Consider the following 14,659-nt stretch of genomic DNA (forward strand, 5'->3'; position numbering starts at 1 on the left):
GGCCCGAGTACAAGCCCTCGCGCACAAACGTCGACCGGGAACGACGAAGGAGATGCCATGCCGCTGCCAGCCGAGTTCCACGAGATCGCCAAGCGCGTCAACAACTGGGGCCGCTGGGGGACGGCCGACGAGATCGGCACGCTCAACCTGATCACCGACGCCGTGGCCCGGGAGGCCGCCGCGACCATACGGACCGGCCGTCGCGTGCCGCTCGCGGTGCCGCTGCGGCAGGACGGCATCCAGACCGGAATGATCCCCGGACGGATCAACCCGCTGCATACGATGATCGCGGTCAACTTCGAGATGTTCGGCCCCGGCACCGTGGCGACCAGCGACGACGCGGTGACGATGGGGCTCCAGGCCGGTACCCACTGGGACGGGCTGACCCATGTCTCGCACTCCGGCAGGATCTACAACGGCCGACCCGCCGACTCCATCACCACCCATGGCCGCGCCGCCTTCAGCGGTATCGAGAAGGCGGGACCCCTTGTCTCGCGCGGGGTGCTCCTCGATGTGGCGCGGGCCCGGGGCGCCGAGCGGCTGCCCGAGGGGCATACGGTCACCCCCGAAGACCTCGACGCCGCCGAGGAACTGGCCGGGACGACGGTGCGCCCCGGCGATATCGCCCTCGTCCGCACCGGGCAGATCCAGCGGTATCTGGCGGGCGAGAAGGAGGCATACGCCTACCCCTCACCGGGCCTCTCCCTGCGCACACCGGAGTGGTTCCACGCCCGCGATGTGGCGGCGGTCGCCAATGACACCTTGACCTTCGAGATCTTCCCCCCGGAGATCGAGGACCTCTGGATGCCGGTCCACGCCCTCGATCTGGTCGAGATGGGCATGCTCCAGGGCCAGAACTGGAATCTGGAGGAACTCTCCGACGCCTGCGCCGAGGAGGGGCGCTACGCCTTTCTGCTGTCGGCCCCGCCCGAGCCGTTCGCCGGCGGCACGGGCGCGCCCGTCGCCCCTGTGGCGATCCTCTGATGTCGTGACCCCTGGCGCTCGGGAGGGGACGGCGGGTCGATCTTCTCGGGCGGCGGTGCGCTCATGCGCGCCCCGAGCACGGCACCGCGCACCGCCACCCGGCTCCCGACGCTGAGCCCTGGTTCAGCGGCGGGGGCGCGACCCGCACTCGCCAAGGAACGTCACTGTGAACACAGGGCCCACAGAGACACCACAGCCCTCGGCGTCCCCTCGCGACGAATCGCTGATCCTAGAGTGATCAACCGAACACGTCACGTCAACACCTGGTCTGGACTTTGCCTGGTTCGTCCCATGTGTGACGGCGCATGGGAGGCCGCTCGCCGCTTGGAGAGCAGATCCTCACCCTTCGCGCGGTCGATTTCACACCAGATCCGCTTGCCGGAGCCCTCCGGCTGCCAGCCCCATCGGTCGGCGAGACCGTCGACCAGCTCCAGGCCGCGCCCATGAGTGTCGTCCTCATCGGCACAGCGCTGGCGCGGCGCGCGGTCGCTGACGTCGGCGACCTCGACCCGGACCGTTCCCAGACCCGCACCCCGGCTGCCGAACGGCCCTGGGGCCCCGCCCCCGCCGAGACCGCCACCGTTCCCACCGGCACCCCCGCCGCCCATCGACTGGGCGGGGAAGAGCATCCGCAGCACGGCCGGACAGCCGGTGTGCACCACGGCGTTGGTGACGAGTTCGGAAATGAGCAGAATCAACGTCTCAGCGAGCGGCTCGTCGGCTCCGATCCCCGATCCGACGAGCCGCGAACGGGCCCACCTACGGGCACGGCTCACCTCCGCCGGATCGGGCCGGACCTCCATCTGCGCCTGAAGCACCTGCACTGCTCACACCATCCGAACCGGCACACACATCGCCTTGTACCTCCAAGAGGTCACGGACCGTGACGCTCCCCCAGTTTGCGCTGGGAGACTTGCGCGACAGCATGGTTGACGTACAGTCACCCCAACAAGCGCTTCGGTCATATTCCAGCGCCAAGGAGTATGCGTGGGGCATACTGTGCGACACACGTCCTGAGGACTCGAACACCGAAGCTCAGGCGTCGCATACCCCGTACGAGCGGGGCACGTCGGCATGCCCGGAATCGCCCCATGGGCAACGCCGGGCTTCTTGCACCCCATAAGCGTTCGCACCCCACGGAGAGTACCCGAGCCCGGGCCCGACTCCCCCCTGTGACGAGTCACGCCTAGGAAACAACCTGGTATCAACGCTCGGTCACCTCAGACGCTCTGGGGATCTCCCCAGAGAATGCGACATCCCAACAATTCAGGCGTATCCATCGAGCTCGGCTACAAACATGTTTCAACGGTCGACACGAGGCCGGCCGCGAGTTCCTCCTCCGCCGCGGCCGCGCACTGCCACTGACCTGCCCGCACCCAGGCCCGCTTGAGATGCAGATGGACATCCGCCTCCCAGGTGAAGCCCATCCCGCCATGAACTTGTAGACAATTGCGGGCATTGTGGACAGCGGCCTCATCGGCGAGCAGCTTGGCTGCCGCGATGTCACCCGGGTCTTCTGTGACCGCCGCCGCATACACCACACTTCTGGATGATTCCGCGCGTACCAGCATCTGGGCGCACAGATGCTGTACGGCCTGGAAGGCGCCGATCGGCCGGCCGAACTGGGTACGCCGCTTGGCGTGGTCCACCGCGAGTTCGACCGTTCGGGAGGCGCTGCCGAGCTGTTGTGCCGCGGTCAGCAGCGTCGCCTCACGGCGCAGCCGGGCGGCGATCCCCGAACGGCTCGGCCCCGCCTGGTCCTGCCGGGCTCGGTTCGGGGCCGTGCGGTGCAGCGGGGTGGCCGGGTCAACGGACCGTATCGGCTCCGCCGCACGCGCCACCTCCGCCGCCGGGATCAGCCCGACCGCCGTCGGCCCCAGCGCCAGCACCGCGTCGGCGCAGGCCAGATGCTCCACCGGCGCCCGCGCACCCCCCTCGTCCAGCGCCGTCACCACCGTCTCGCCCTGAACAGCACCCGCGGCCAACTCCGAAAGCCCCGCCTCCGGCGACCCCGGCACCGCACCCCCCGCCACCAACGCCCCCGAAAGCCCCGCCGCCAGTTCCGTCGCGACCAGCGGGCCCGGCAGCAGGGCCCGGCCCGCCTCCTCGAAGGCCAGCACCGCCTCCGGCAGCCCCAGCCCCACCCCGCCCGCCGACTCCGGCACCCGCAGGGCGAAAAGACCCGCCGCGCCCAGCTCCCGCCACAGCGCCCGGTCCAACTCCGCGCCCCGCTCCGCGTCCCCGTCCACCACCGCCCGCAGCCGGGCGCGCGGAAAGCGCCGTTCCAGCAGCTCGCGCATGCCCGCCCGCAGTGCCCGCTGGTCGTCCGTGAGCTGGAAGTCCATGGCCCCGCTCACCGTCCCTTCGGCAGGCCGAGGATCCGCTCGGCCACGATGTTCCGCTGGATCTGCGAGGTCCCCGCCGCGATCGTGTACGAGAGCGACGAGAGCCGGTCCGCGACCCACTCCTGACCGGCGTCCAGCGCGTCCGGCCCCAGCACCTCGGCGGCCGCCTCGTACAGTTCCTGCCGCACCTGCGAGAAGCGCAGTTTGAAGACCGAGCCGCCGACGCCCGGCACCCCGCCAGTGCGCTGCGCCTCGCTCACATTCCACTGGGTGAGCCGCCACAGCGCCGCGCACTCCGCCGCGAGCCGCCCCAACCGGCGCCGCAGCACCGTGTCGTCCCAGCGTCCGTTGGCCTTCGCCGTGCGGGCCAGCGCCTCCAGCACCCGCCTACAGGCGACCACTTCGCCCACGAAGGCCGTACCGCGCTCGAAGGAGAGGGTCACCATGGTCACCCGCCAGCCGTCGTTCTCCTCCCCGACCCGGTGGGTGGCCGGCACCCGCACCTCGTCCAGGAACATCTCGGCGAACTCCGCCGTCCCGGCGAGGGTCCGCAGCGGCCGCACCGTGACCCCGGGCGCGTCCATCGGCATCGCAAGCCAGGTGATGCCCCGGTGCTTCGGCGTGTCGGCGTTTACCGGCGCGGTACGCACCAATAGTTCGCACCAGTCGGCGATCTCGGCATGCGAGGTCCAGATCTTGCTTCCGCTGACGACATACGTATCGCCGTCCCGTACCGCCCGGGTGCGCAGCGACGCCAGGTCGGAGCCGGCGTCCGGTTCGGAGAACCCCTGGCACCACACCTCGTCCCCGCGCAGGATCGGCGGCAGCCAGCGGGCCCGCTGCTCCGGGGTGCCCTCGGCGGCGATGGTGGGGCCCGCGTGCAGCAGTCCGACGAAGCCCGCGCCCACATAGGGCGCACCGGCCCGTTCGGTCTCCTCCAGGAAGATCAGATGCTGAGTGGGCGTCGCGCCCTGGCCGCCCGCGTCCTTCGGCCAGTGCAGCCCGGCGTAGCCCGCGTCGTGGAGCATGCGCTGCCAGCCGCAGTCATAGGCGCGGCGGCCGGGCCAGTCGGCGGGATGCGGGCGGTCCGGCAGCATGGGCAGAGCGTCGGCGAGCCAGGCGCGCAGCCGGTGCCGGAAGTCCTCCTCGTCCTCGGTGAAGGCGAGATCCATCAGCGGCCGACCTCCGTTTCTGATGCTCCGTCAGACAGGGCGGGCATCCGCAGGCTAGCCCGCACCCCCTGGACCGACAAGGCGCGCGGCCTTACGCTTCCAGCACTATCTGATGGTCCGTCAGCTAACGAGCACGCGATCGCCTCGAACGGTTCCGGAAGAGTTCCATGGGAGGCCGGGATGACCGACGTCGCGCAAGACGCGCAGGACGCGCAGGACGCGCAGGACGCTCAGGACGCGCATGAGCTCGGCAGCTCGTCGACGCTGTGGGCACTGCTCGAACGGCGCGCCGCGCTCACCCCCGACGCCCCCGCCCTGCTCCAGGCCGGTGCCTCCGCCCGCCATGACCGGCGGCTGACCTTCGGCGCCCTGCGCACCCGCGCCGAGCGGACCGCCGCCGGGCTGTACCGGATGGGAATAGGCCCCGGCAGCCGGATCGCCTGGCAACTGCCCACCCGGATCGAGACGGTCGTGCTGACCATGGCGCTGGCCCGCCTCGGCGCCGTGCAGACCCCGCTGATCCCCTACTACCGCGACCGCGAGGTGCGGTTCGCGCTCCGCGAGTCCGGGGCGCGGTTCTTCGCCGTGCCCGGCACCTGGCGCGGCTTCGACCACACCGCGATGGCCCGCCGGCTCGCCGCCGAACTGCCCGAACCCCCGCTGGTCTTCGAGGCGTACGACACCCTGCCGGTGGCCGACCCCAAGGCCCTGCGGCTGCCGCCACCGCCCACCGACGGGCGCGCCATCCGCTGGATCTACTGGACCTCGGGCACCACCTCCGACCCCAAGGGCGTGCTGCACACCGACCGCAGCCTCATCGCCGCCGGTGCCTGTCTCGCCCACGCGCTGCGGCTCGGCCCGGACGACGTGGGGTCCATGGCCTTCCCGTACGCCCATGTCGCCGGGCCCGACTACACCGTGATGCTGCTGCTGTACGGCTTCCCGGCCGTGCTGCTCGAGCACTTCTCCCTGCCGGAGTCGCTGCCCGCCTACCGGCGGCACGGGGTGACGGTCGCGGGCGGCAGCACCGCCTTCTACTCGATGTTCCTGGCCGAACAGCGCAAGGACCCCTCGCGCAGGCTCATCCCCACCCTGCGGCTCCTCGCGGGCGGCGGCGCGCCCAAACCGCCCGAGCTCTACTACGAGGTCGTACGGGAGCTGGGCTGCGCGCTCACCCACGGCTACGGGATGACCGAAGTCCCCATGATCACCATGGGCGCGCCGGACGACACGGACGAGAACCTCGCCACCACCGAGGGCCGGCCGCCCCGGGAGATGGAGATCCGGGTGGTGGACGGCCAGGTGCGGCTGCGCGGCGAGGCGGTCTGCGCCGGATATCTGGACGACGATGAGACCCGTAAGGCGTTCGACGCGGACGGCTTCTTCCTCACCGGCGACCTCGGACATCTCACGGAGAGCGGCCATCTGATGCTGACCGGCCGCGCCAAGGACATCATCATCCGTAAGGGCGAGAACATCTCGGCCAAGGAGATCGAGCAGTTGCTGTACCAGCACCCGGACGTCGGTGATGTGGCGGTGATCGGCCTGCCCGACCGCGACCGGGGCGAGCTGGTCTGCGCCGTCGTGGAGCAGCCGGCGGGGGCGGAGGCGCTGACGCTCGGCCGGGCGGTGTCGTTTCTGCGGGAGGCGGGGCTGTCGGTGCACAAGCTGCCGGAGCGGCTCGAAGTGGTGGACGCCCTGCCCCGCAATGAGACGCTCCGCAAGGTGCTCAAGTACCGGCTGCGGGAGCGGTTCGCGGCGCCCGGCGCCCGGACGGCACGCGAAGAACCCCAGGCCCCGGACGGTGCCTGAGCCCTAGCCGTTGGTCGTGCTGTAGGTGGCCGTGGCCTGCTGGAAGTAGCGGTTGACCGCGCTGCGCTCGTCGGACGGGCCGATGACCAGGACCACGTGGTAGCGGCCGTCGATCAGCATCGCGAGATTGCGCGCGTACACGTTCCGCCCGCTGCTGTCGCGCCAACTGAACGAGCCCTCCGCCATCGCCGTCCGGCCGACGTCGATCCGCCGCAGCCCCGAGGACGAGGCCCAGGAGGAGCCGCGGAAGGCGGACAGTTCGGCCTCGCGGTCCTGCTGGTACGCCATCGGGTCGCCGCCGAACTCGGACATCTTGTCCCGTCCGGCCACGACCACCAGCTCGAAGTCGCCGCCGATGTAGCGGATCTGGCCGCGGCCGTTCTCGCCCCGGCGGGTCCAGTCCTCGTGGACGGCGACCTTGAAGCCCTTGGGGTCCTTGCGGACCGCGAAGCCCTTGGCCAGCCCGGCCGGGTCGGTGGACTGCGGTTCCTGGTCGCCGGGGTCGCCGGAGGCGGCCGGTTTTCCGGCCTCCCCCTCGTCGCCGTCCGCGGGGTCGTGCGGCGCCGCGCTCGGCGTACCGGCCGAACCCGTACGGCCCTGGCCGTCGTCGTCCTTGGAGCGCGGCATGAACATCATCGCGTAGACCACCGCCGCCGCCAGCGCCAGGAAGATCAGCAGCAACAGCATCCGCCCCAGCCTGCGCGGCTTGCGCTGGGCGGGCGCCGACGCCTGCCGGGTCTCCCCCGTCTCCCGGGTCTCTGTCTTCTCCCGGGGCGCCCGAGTGGCCCGGGGCGGCCGAGTCTCCCGGGCCTCCCTCTTCTCGCGCTTGTCGCGCCGGTGCCGGGCGGGCCCGGCCGCCGCCTCGGCCGCCGCGGCCGGGCGGCGGCCCCGGCCCCTGCGCACCAGCCAGCCCCGCCTGCGGACGATCGGCAGCCGCCGGGGGTCGGACGCCCCGCCCGCGCCGAGCGAGGGCACCGTGACCGTGCTGCTGCCGACGTCCGGCTCGGGCGCCGACCGGATCAGGGACCGCAGCCAGCCGCGCAGCTCCTCGAAGTCCGGGCGCTCGGTGGGGTCCTGGCGCATCAGCGACTCGACGACGGGGCGCAGCGGACCGCACTCCTCCGCGTACGCGGGCGCCTCCCCGCAGACCATCTGCACCAGCTCGGCGGCGCTCTCCTCCGGGTACGGGGCATGGCCCTGCACCGCGCGGAACAGCAGCACGCCGAGCGCCCACAGGTCGGCGGCGGGGCCGACGGGGGGCGCCAGCCGCCAGTTCTCATGGACCGGTCCGGCCTGCTCGGGTGCCCACCGCTCGGTGACGGCGCCGACCACGACGATTCGGGCCTGGCGGGCCCGTTCGGCGGCGAGCGCGGTGGCGGGGCCGCCAGTGGCGGTTCCGCCGGTGTCCCAGGAGCCGCCGCCCTCGGAGGCGGCCGGGGCGCTCTCCTCGCGCTCCGGCTCACCGGGCCATCGGGCGCCGCCGGGCTCCGGCTCGGGCTCGGGCGTGGCCGCGGGGGCGGGCTCGGGGGCCTGCGGGGAGCGGGTGGCCGCCTCGACATTGGCCCGCGCGGCGGCTCGCGCGCCCGCCGCGTAGGCGGCGATGGCGCTGGCCCGCGCGGCCCGGGCGGCCGCGCTCGGCGCGTCGGCACCAGCACCGGCACCGGCGCCGCCCGGTTCGCCCTCCCTGCTTCCCGGCTGCCCCGCCCGGCGCGGCCCGGGCAGTCCGCCGGCGGCTCCCTTGTCCCGGTAGGGAGCCATGGGCCCGCCGGTCCCCGGACCGAACGTCACCTGATCCCGGTAGACCGGACCGCCGAGGCCGGGCCCCGAACTCGGCTCCGCCGCCCCGTGGTCGCCGTAAGGCGTCCGTGGCTCGGGCAGGCCCGTCTCCGTGCCGTGGCCGCCGTGCTCCCGGCCCTCGGCGTCGGGCCGCGAACCGGCCCCCGCCGGTTCATGGCCGCCGTAAGGGCCGCCCGGGGGCAGGAAACCTCCGGCCGCGCCCTGGTCGCGGTAGCGCGGTCCACCCTGCGTCCGCCCCTCACCGCCCTCTCCCGTACGGGCCCCGGGGATGGCGGCGCGCCCTTCGTCATCTCGCCCGGCCCGGCCCTGCGGCCGGTCCGGCTGGTCGCCGGAGCCCGCCGGGCCCTGTGGCAAGGCGGCCGGGGCCTCATCCGGCTCGGGTTCGTCCACGGCGGGGCCGTCGGCCGACGGCGAGGACGCGGGCGCCGGAACGGGGTCGTAGCCGCACAGCGCCTCTTCCGCCGCGCCCGCCGCCAGCCCCATGAGCATCGCCCGGCCGTCGTCGCACAACAGCACCGTACGGGCGGTGATGTTGCGGTGGACCCAGCCATGGGCGTGCAGGGCGCCCAGCGCCGTAAGGACGTCGTTGGCGACCTCGGCGGCGCGGTGCGGGGACAGCGTGCCCTCGGCGAGGAGCGCGGCCAGCGGGCGGCCGGAGACGAGTTCGCTGACGATCCACAGGCTTCCGGCCTCCGCGAAGACATGGAAGACCTGGCCGAGCCGTGGATGGTCGGGGATCTGCGCGGCGGATGTCGCCGCCGCGATGGCGCGCTGGACGGCCGGATCACCGCCGCCCCGGGCCGTACGCCCGGCACCGGCGAAGGTGCCGTTCCACCCCGCGGGCCCGCCGCCGCCCCACCGCGCGTCCTCGTCGACGACTTCGGCGTCGACGACCTCCGGCAGTGGTATCTGCCGCAGGTGGACTTCCTGTCCGCTGTAGGTGTCGAAGGCGCGGGTCTCGATGAGTTCGTACTCATCGGCGGGCGGAAGGGGCAGGCGATAGCGGTCGGCCAGCACCCGGCCCGCGTATTCCTCCACGACGCCTCCCCAAGCGCGCGATCAACGCCGCCCTCATCAGCGATCAGCGCAGCGTGAAACCGTCAAATGTGGTCGTTTTTGGCGGGTTCCAGCGGCTGCGCACAGTCTAGGGCCTCTCACGATACGTGCCCGAACGACGCTTCGCCGACAGGAGTGTTCAGTCCGTAATCTTGAAGGTGTCAAAGGCGGTCTGACGGAGGGTGGCGCACTCCTTGTCGTTCCACTTGCTCGCCTCGCAGGTGATCAGTATGGCGAAGCCATGGCTGCCGTCCGCCTTGAAGCCGCGGTTGAGCACCCGGACCCGCTTGCCGTCCTGATCGCGCTCGAACTCCCAGTCCGCGACGGTCGGATAGCCACGCCAGTCGATCGACTTGATGCCGAGGCCCTTGTAGCCGGCCATGGTGCGCCGGGCGTTGTCCTCGCCCTTGCGCCAGTCCGCCTCCGCGTCCGACCTCGGCGCGTTGGTGAAATCGATCTGAATACGCGGAATGCTGGACCCGCCGTAGTACTTACGGCTTCCGGAATAGCTCCCGGAGTGGACCGACCAGCCCTCCGGCATGGCCATGCTGAACGGGAAGTCGCCGGACTTCACGGTCCGGTAGCCGTCGGGCAGGCCGCCCTTACCGCCGTCGCCCTTGCCCTTACCGCTGTTGTCGCCGCTTCCGCCGCCCTTGCCCGAGTTGTCGTCCGAGTCCTCGGAGGCGTCCGTGCCCGGCTGCGAACCCGACTTCCCGCCGGAGTCCCCCGCCTTCGGCGACTCGCCCTCCGACTGGCCCGTCTTGTCGGCGCCCTGGTCGTTCTTACCGCCGCCCGACGCCCCGGCCGAGGTGGACTTGTCGCCGCCCGAGGCGCCCTTGGCCTTGTCGCCGCCGTCCCCGCCGTCGCTCAGGACGATGGCGAGCACGGTGCCCACGATGGCGAGCACGACGACCACCGCGATGATGATCAGCGTGCGCCTGGGGACCACATCGGTGATCGAGGCGCGCGGCGGTGCGGCGGGCCGCGGGGCGGGCGCGCCCGCGGGCGTCGCGGCGGCCGGCTCGGCCTTCGCCGAAGCACCGGACTTCGCCCCACCGGACTTCGCCGTACCGGACTTCGCGGCACCGGCCTCGGCAGCCCCAGCCGCGCCGGACTTCTCCGCCGGCTCCGCCGCGCTCCCGCTGTCCGCCTTCTTCGTGGCCGCCGCGGCCGCCGCGTTGCGCACGGACTTCAGCGCACCGCGCCTGCGCTCCGAGACGCCCGACTCCTTGGCCTCGGCGGCCTCGTCCTCCGCCGTCGGGGCGGGCGGCAGGCTCATCGTGCGCGTCGCGTCGGCGGGGACCTTGGTCTCCTCGGGGGCGCTCACCGCGTGTTCCAGCAGCGCCCGCGCCCCGGCGTCGTCGAGCCGCAGGGCCGGGTCCTTGGTGAGCAGACCGTAGATGACCTCCTCCAGCGGGCCCGCGTTCTTCGGCGGCTCCACCGGCTCGGTCATCACGGCGGTCAATGTCGCTATGGCCGTGCTCTTGTCGTACGGCGGCACACCCTCCACCGCCGCGTACAGCAGCCCGCCCAGCGACCACAGGTCGGCCGGCGGGCCCGGCTTCTGGCCGCGGGCCCGCTCCGGGGAGATGTAGGAGGGCGCGCCGACGAGCATGCCGGTCGAGGTCACCGACGGGTCGCCCTCGACCTGGGCGATACCGAAGTCGGTGAGGACGACCCGGCCGTCGTCCGAGATCAGCACGTTGGAGGGCTTCACATCGCGGTGCAGGATGCCCGCCTGGTGGGCGGCGCGCAGCACATCGAGGACGGCGAGCCCGACCTCGGCGGCGCGCCGCGGGGTCAGCGGGCCGTCGTCGCGGACGACATCGGCGAGCGAACGCCCCTCGATGAGCTCCATGACGATCCACGGGCGGTCGTCCTCGTCGACCACGTCGTACACGGTGACGGCGCCGTTGCTGCGGATCCGGGCGATCGCCTTCGCCTCGCGCAGCGTACGGGTGATGAGCCGTCTCTTCTCGTCCTCCTCCACACTGGACGGGAAGCGCAGCTCCTTGACCGCGACCGTACGGCCGAGGGTCTGGTCACTCGCCCGCCAGACCGTGCCCATGCCGCCCTGACCGAGGATCTCTCCGAGCCGGTACCGCCCGGCGAGGAGGCGCCCAGTCGAACCCTGCGTCTTCTCAGCCTCCGACATGCGACCCCTCTGCGAATCTACCCACCCTGAACCCACCCTGGGAGAGCGTCCATTGTCTCTCATCCGCGGACCCGGAACCGCCCGGGGTCCGGGGCGCGGCGTGGCGGCCACCGCGGTACCTGCGACCATCTGGAGGTACGCAGGAAACGGAGGTCCGTGTCATGCCCATCTCCGCCATACGATGGCACAGGCGGAGCCGTATGCCGACCGCCGCGGCGCTCACGGCGGCCCTCGGACTCGCCCTGTCCGGCTGCGGAACGGGGGCCACGGAAGCGGGCCGGGACACGGGCCCGCGGGCGACCACGGGCGCGGGCGGTGGTCATGGCGGCGCCGTGCGCACCGCCGTACACCGCTTGGCGGCGCAGGGCGACGCGCCGGGGGCGGCGGTGCTCATCCGCGGGGCGGGCGGGGGCACTCGGTTCATCGCGTCGGGGGTCGCGGACGTCCGCACCGGGCGCCGGATCCACCGGAGTGACCACTTCCGAGCGGGCAGCCTCACCAAGACCGTCATCGCGGCGGTGACGCTGCGGCTGGCCGCACAGGGGCGGCTCGGCCTGGACGACCCGGTGGAGAAGCACCTTCCGGGGCTGGTGCGCGGCCATGGCAACGACGGCCGGAACATCACGATTCGTCAGCTTCTGAACCACACCAGCGGGCTGTTCGACTACACCGAGGACCCGGTACTGGCGCGTCAGCTCTCCGCCGCGGCCGACCGCACCCGCGCCCCCGCCGCCCTGGTGCGGACCGCCCTCACCCACCGCCCGTACTTCGCGCCCGGTGCCGAATGGCGCTATTCCAACACCAACTACGTCCTGCTGGGCATGATCGTCCAGCGGGTCACCGGCCGCTCCTACGCGGCCGAGGCCCGGCGCGAGGTGCTCGGCCCCCTGCATCTGCGCGGCACCTCCTTCCCCGGCACCCGCACCGCCCTCCCGGCCCCGCACGGCCGGGCGTACACCCGGGACAGCGGGGCCCGGGACAGCGAGGTCCGGGACAGCGGGGCCCGGGACAGCGAGGTCCGGGGCGACGGCGCCCGCCGCGATGTCACCGTCCTCAACCCCTCCTTCGCGGGGGCCGCGGGGGAGCTGGTCTCCACTCTCGACGATCTGAGCCGGCTCGTCTCCGGGCTGCTGCGCGGCACGGTCGTGCCCCGGGCCGAGCTGCGGCAGATGCGGAACACCGCCGGCTCCGACGGCCGGTACGGCATGGGGCTGTTCCCGGTGCGGCTGCCGTGCGGGGTGACGCTGTGGGGCCACAACGGCGAGATCAACGGCTCCTACGCACTGGCCGTGGCCACCCCCGACGGCCGCCACACCCTCGCCTACCGGCTGAACAGCACGGCCGGTTCCGGGCTGACCGCCGAAACGTCTCTCCTCGAGACCGAGTTCTGCCCTCGCCGGTAGGACACCGGCCTCCCACAGCGGAATCACACACAGCGGGATCACGCAGAGCGGAATCACGCACCTCCTACAACGGGATGATGTCCGACTACAGCCGGATGACGTCCGGCTACAGCGGGATGATGTCCGGCGCGCCCAGCCTCGCCGCGTCCGCCGTCAGATCGTCCGGCTGCCGCTGGGACTCGCGCTCGGCCTCCACCCGCTTCTCGTAGTGCCGCACCTCCCGGTCGGTCTGGTCCTCGCCCCAGCCCAGCACGGGCGCCATCAGCTCGGCCGCCTCCCGGGCGCAGCGCGTACCCCGGTCGAAGGTCTCGATCGAGATGCGGGTGCGGCGGGTGAGGACGTCGTCCAGATGGCGGGCCCCCTCGTGCGAGACGCCATAGACGATCTCGGCGCGCAGATAGTCCTCCGCCCCGGCCAGCGGCTTGCCCAGCGACGGGTCGGCCGCGATCAGGTCCAGCACCTCCTGCGTCGCCGAGCCGTAGCGGTTGAGCAGATGCTCGATCCGCGCCACATGCAGCCCGACCTGCCGGCCGATCCGCTCCCGGGCGTTCCACAGCGCCTGGTAGCCGACCGCGCCGACCAGCGGGATCTCCTCGGTGACACAGGGCCCGACCCGGCGGTCGAGGCCGTGCACCGCCTCGTCCACGGCGTCCTTGGCCATCACCCGGTAGGTGGTGTATTTGCCGCCCGCGACCACCACCAGGCCCGGCACCGGATGGGCCACGGTGTGCTCGCGCGAGAGCTTGCTGGTGGCGTCCGACTCCCCGGCCAGCAGCGGGCGCAGCCCGGCGTAGACGCCCTCCACGTCGTCGCGGGTCAGCGGCACCGCCAGGACCTCGTTGACATGCTCCAGCAGATAGTCGATATCGGCGCTGGAGGCGGCCGGATGGGCCTTGTCCAGGTCCCAGTCGGTGTCCGTGGTGCCGACGATCCAGTGCCTGCCCCAGGGGATCACGAACAGCACGCTCTTCTCGGTGCGCAGGATCAGCCCGGTGGTGGAGTGGATGCGGTCCTTGGGGACGACGAGGTGAATGCCCTTGGAGGCCCGGACATGGAACTGGCCGCGCTCCCCGATCAGCGCCTGCGTCTCGTCCGTCCACACCCCGGTGGCGTTGACCACCTGCCGGGCGCGGACCTCGAACTCACCCTCCTGCTCCAGGTCGTGCACCCGGGCGCCGACCACGCGCTCGCCCTCCCGCAGGAAGCCGACCACCCGCGCGCGGTTGGCCACCTGCGCGCCGTATTTCGCCGCGGTGCGCACGAGCGTGGCGACATAGCGCGCGTCGTCCATCTGGGCGTCGTAGTACTGAAGCGCCCCGACCAGCGCGTCCTTCTTGAGGCAGGGTGCGACCTGGAGCGCCCGCCGGCGGGACAGATGGCGGTGGGTGGGCAGTCCGCGACCGTGCCCGGAGGAGATCGACATGGCGTCGTAGAGCGCGACGCCCGACCCCGCGTAGAGCCGCTCCCAGGCCCGGTGTTGCAGCGGATACAGGAACGGCACCGGTTTGACCAGGTGCGGCGCGATCCGCTCCAGCAGCAGCCCGCGCTCCTTGAGCGCCTCACGCACCAGTGCGAAGTCGAGCATCTCCAGATAGCGCAGTCCGCCGTGGATCAGCTTGCTGGACCGGCTGGAGGTCCCGCAGGCCCAGTCCCGCGACTCGACCAGAGCGGTCTCCAGGCCGCGCGTGGCGGCGTCCAGCGCGGTGCCCGCGCCGACCACTCCGCCGCCCACGACCAGCACATCGAGCTCACGGTCCGCCATCCGGGCCAGCGCCTCGCCGCGCTCGGCCGGTCCCAGTGCCGGTGTCTTCACCGCTGCCTCCCGTTGCGATCGACGTCACGCCGCCCTGCCGATTTTCCTGGCTTTCGCTCGTCCGTGCCATGCCGCTGCCGCGCCCGGCGCCGCGACACCGCGCCAACACCTCCCATCAATAC

9 protein-coding genes are annotated in these 14,659 nt (G+C 72.5%); 3 read left to right on the top strand and 6 right to left on the bottom strand.

Annotation, left to right across the window (positions count from 1 at the left end; translation table 11 throughout):
- Positions 1-57: 57 nt before the first annotated feature.
- Positions 58-984 carry a cyclase family protein gene (locus tag ACK1X7_RS22565; RefSeq protein WP_413115574.1) on the top strand — a complete coding sequence of 309 codons (927 nt, stop codon included), beginning with the start codon at positions 58-60 and terminating at the stop codon, positions 982-984.
- A 251-nt stretch (positions 985-1,235) separates the two neighbouring features.
- Here the strand turns inward: ACK1X7_RS22565 and ACK1X7_RS22570 are convergent, their stop codons facing one another.
- The 3 genes from ACK1X7_RS22570 to ACK1X7_RS22580 form a co-directional block, all read right to left on the bottom strand.
- Entirely contained in the window at positions 1,236-1,808 is a 573-nt protein-coding gene (locus tag ACK1X7_RS22570; RefSeq protein WP_413115575.1) for an ATP-binding protein, read from the bottom strand.
- Between the two features lie 465 nt (positions 1,809-2,273).
- Positions 2,274-3,329 carry an acyl-CoA dehydrogenase family protein gene (locus ACK1X7_RS22575; protein WP_413115576.1) on the bottom strand — a complete coding sequence of 352 codons (1,056 nt, stop codon included), beginning with the start codon at positions 3,327-3,329 and terminating at the stop codon, positions 2,274-2,276.
- Between the two features lie 8 nt (positions 3,330-3,337).
- The gene (locus tag ACK1X7_RS22580) at positions 3,338-4,501 is read right to left on the bottom strand and encodes an acyl-CoA dehydrogenase family protein (protein WP_390795515.1); all 1,164 of its coding nucleotides are present in this window, start codon (positions 4,499-4,501) and stop codon (positions 3,338-3,340) included.
- Positions 4,502-4,681: 180 nt separating this feature from the next.
- On the opposite strand from ACK1X7_RS22580, the gene ACK1X7_RS22585 reads away from it, so the two are divergent.
- Positions 4,682-6,313: an AMP-binding protein gene (locus ACK1X7_RS22585; RefSeq protein ID WP_413115577.1), complete on the top strand. Its 1,632-nt coding sequence runs from the start codon at positions 4,682-4,684 to the stop codon at positions 6,311-6,313.
- Between the two features lie 3 nt (positions 6,314-6,316).
- Here the strand turns inward: ACK1X7_RS22585 and ACK1X7_RS22590 are convergent, their stop codons facing one another.
- Both ACK1X7_RS22590 and ACK1X7_RS22595 read right to left on the bottom strand, forming a co-directional pair.
- The gene (locus ACK1X7_RS22590) at positions 6,317-9,148 is read right to left on the bottom strand and encodes a protein kinase (RefSeq protein ID WP_413115578.1); all 2,832 of its coding nucleotides are present in this window, start codon (positions 9,146-9,148) and stop codon (positions 6,317-6,319) included.
- A gap of 157 nt (positions 9,149-9,305) precedes the next feature.
- Complete coding sequence (locus ACK1X7_RS22595) at positions 9,306-11,321, bottom strand: serine/threonine-protein kinase (protein WP_413115579.1); 2,016 nt, start codon at positions 11,319-11,321, stop codon at positions 9,306-9,308.
- Positions 11,322-11,521: 200 nt separating this feature from the next.
- Between ACK1X7_RS22595 and ACK1X7_RS22600 the strand changes: the two genes are divergently transcribed.
- Positions 11,522-12,724, top strand: coding sequence for a serine hydrolase domain-containing protein (locus ACK1X7_RS22600; protein WP_413115580.1), 1,203 nt, complete (start codon positions 11,522-11,524; stop codon positions 12,722-12,724).
- Between the two features lie 106 nt (positions 12,725-12,830).
- Here the strand turns inward: ACK1X7_RS22600 and ACK1X7_RS22605 are convergent, their stop codons facing one another.
- A complete protein-coding gene (locus ACK1X7_RS22605) occupies positions 12,831-14,537 on the bottom strand; it encodes a glycerol-3-phosphate dehydrogenase/oxidase (protein WP_385139205.1) in 1,707 nt (568 codons plus the stop codon).
- Positions 14,538-14,659: the final 122 nt, after the last annotated feature.

Origin of the sequence: Streptomyces sp. CY-1 (genome assembly GCF_047218265.1) — a bacterium.
In the GTDB taxonomy this organism is placed as follows: domain Bacteria; phylum Actinomycetota; class Actinomycetes; order Streptomycetales; family Streptomycetaceae; genus Streptomyces; species Streptomyces niphimycinicus.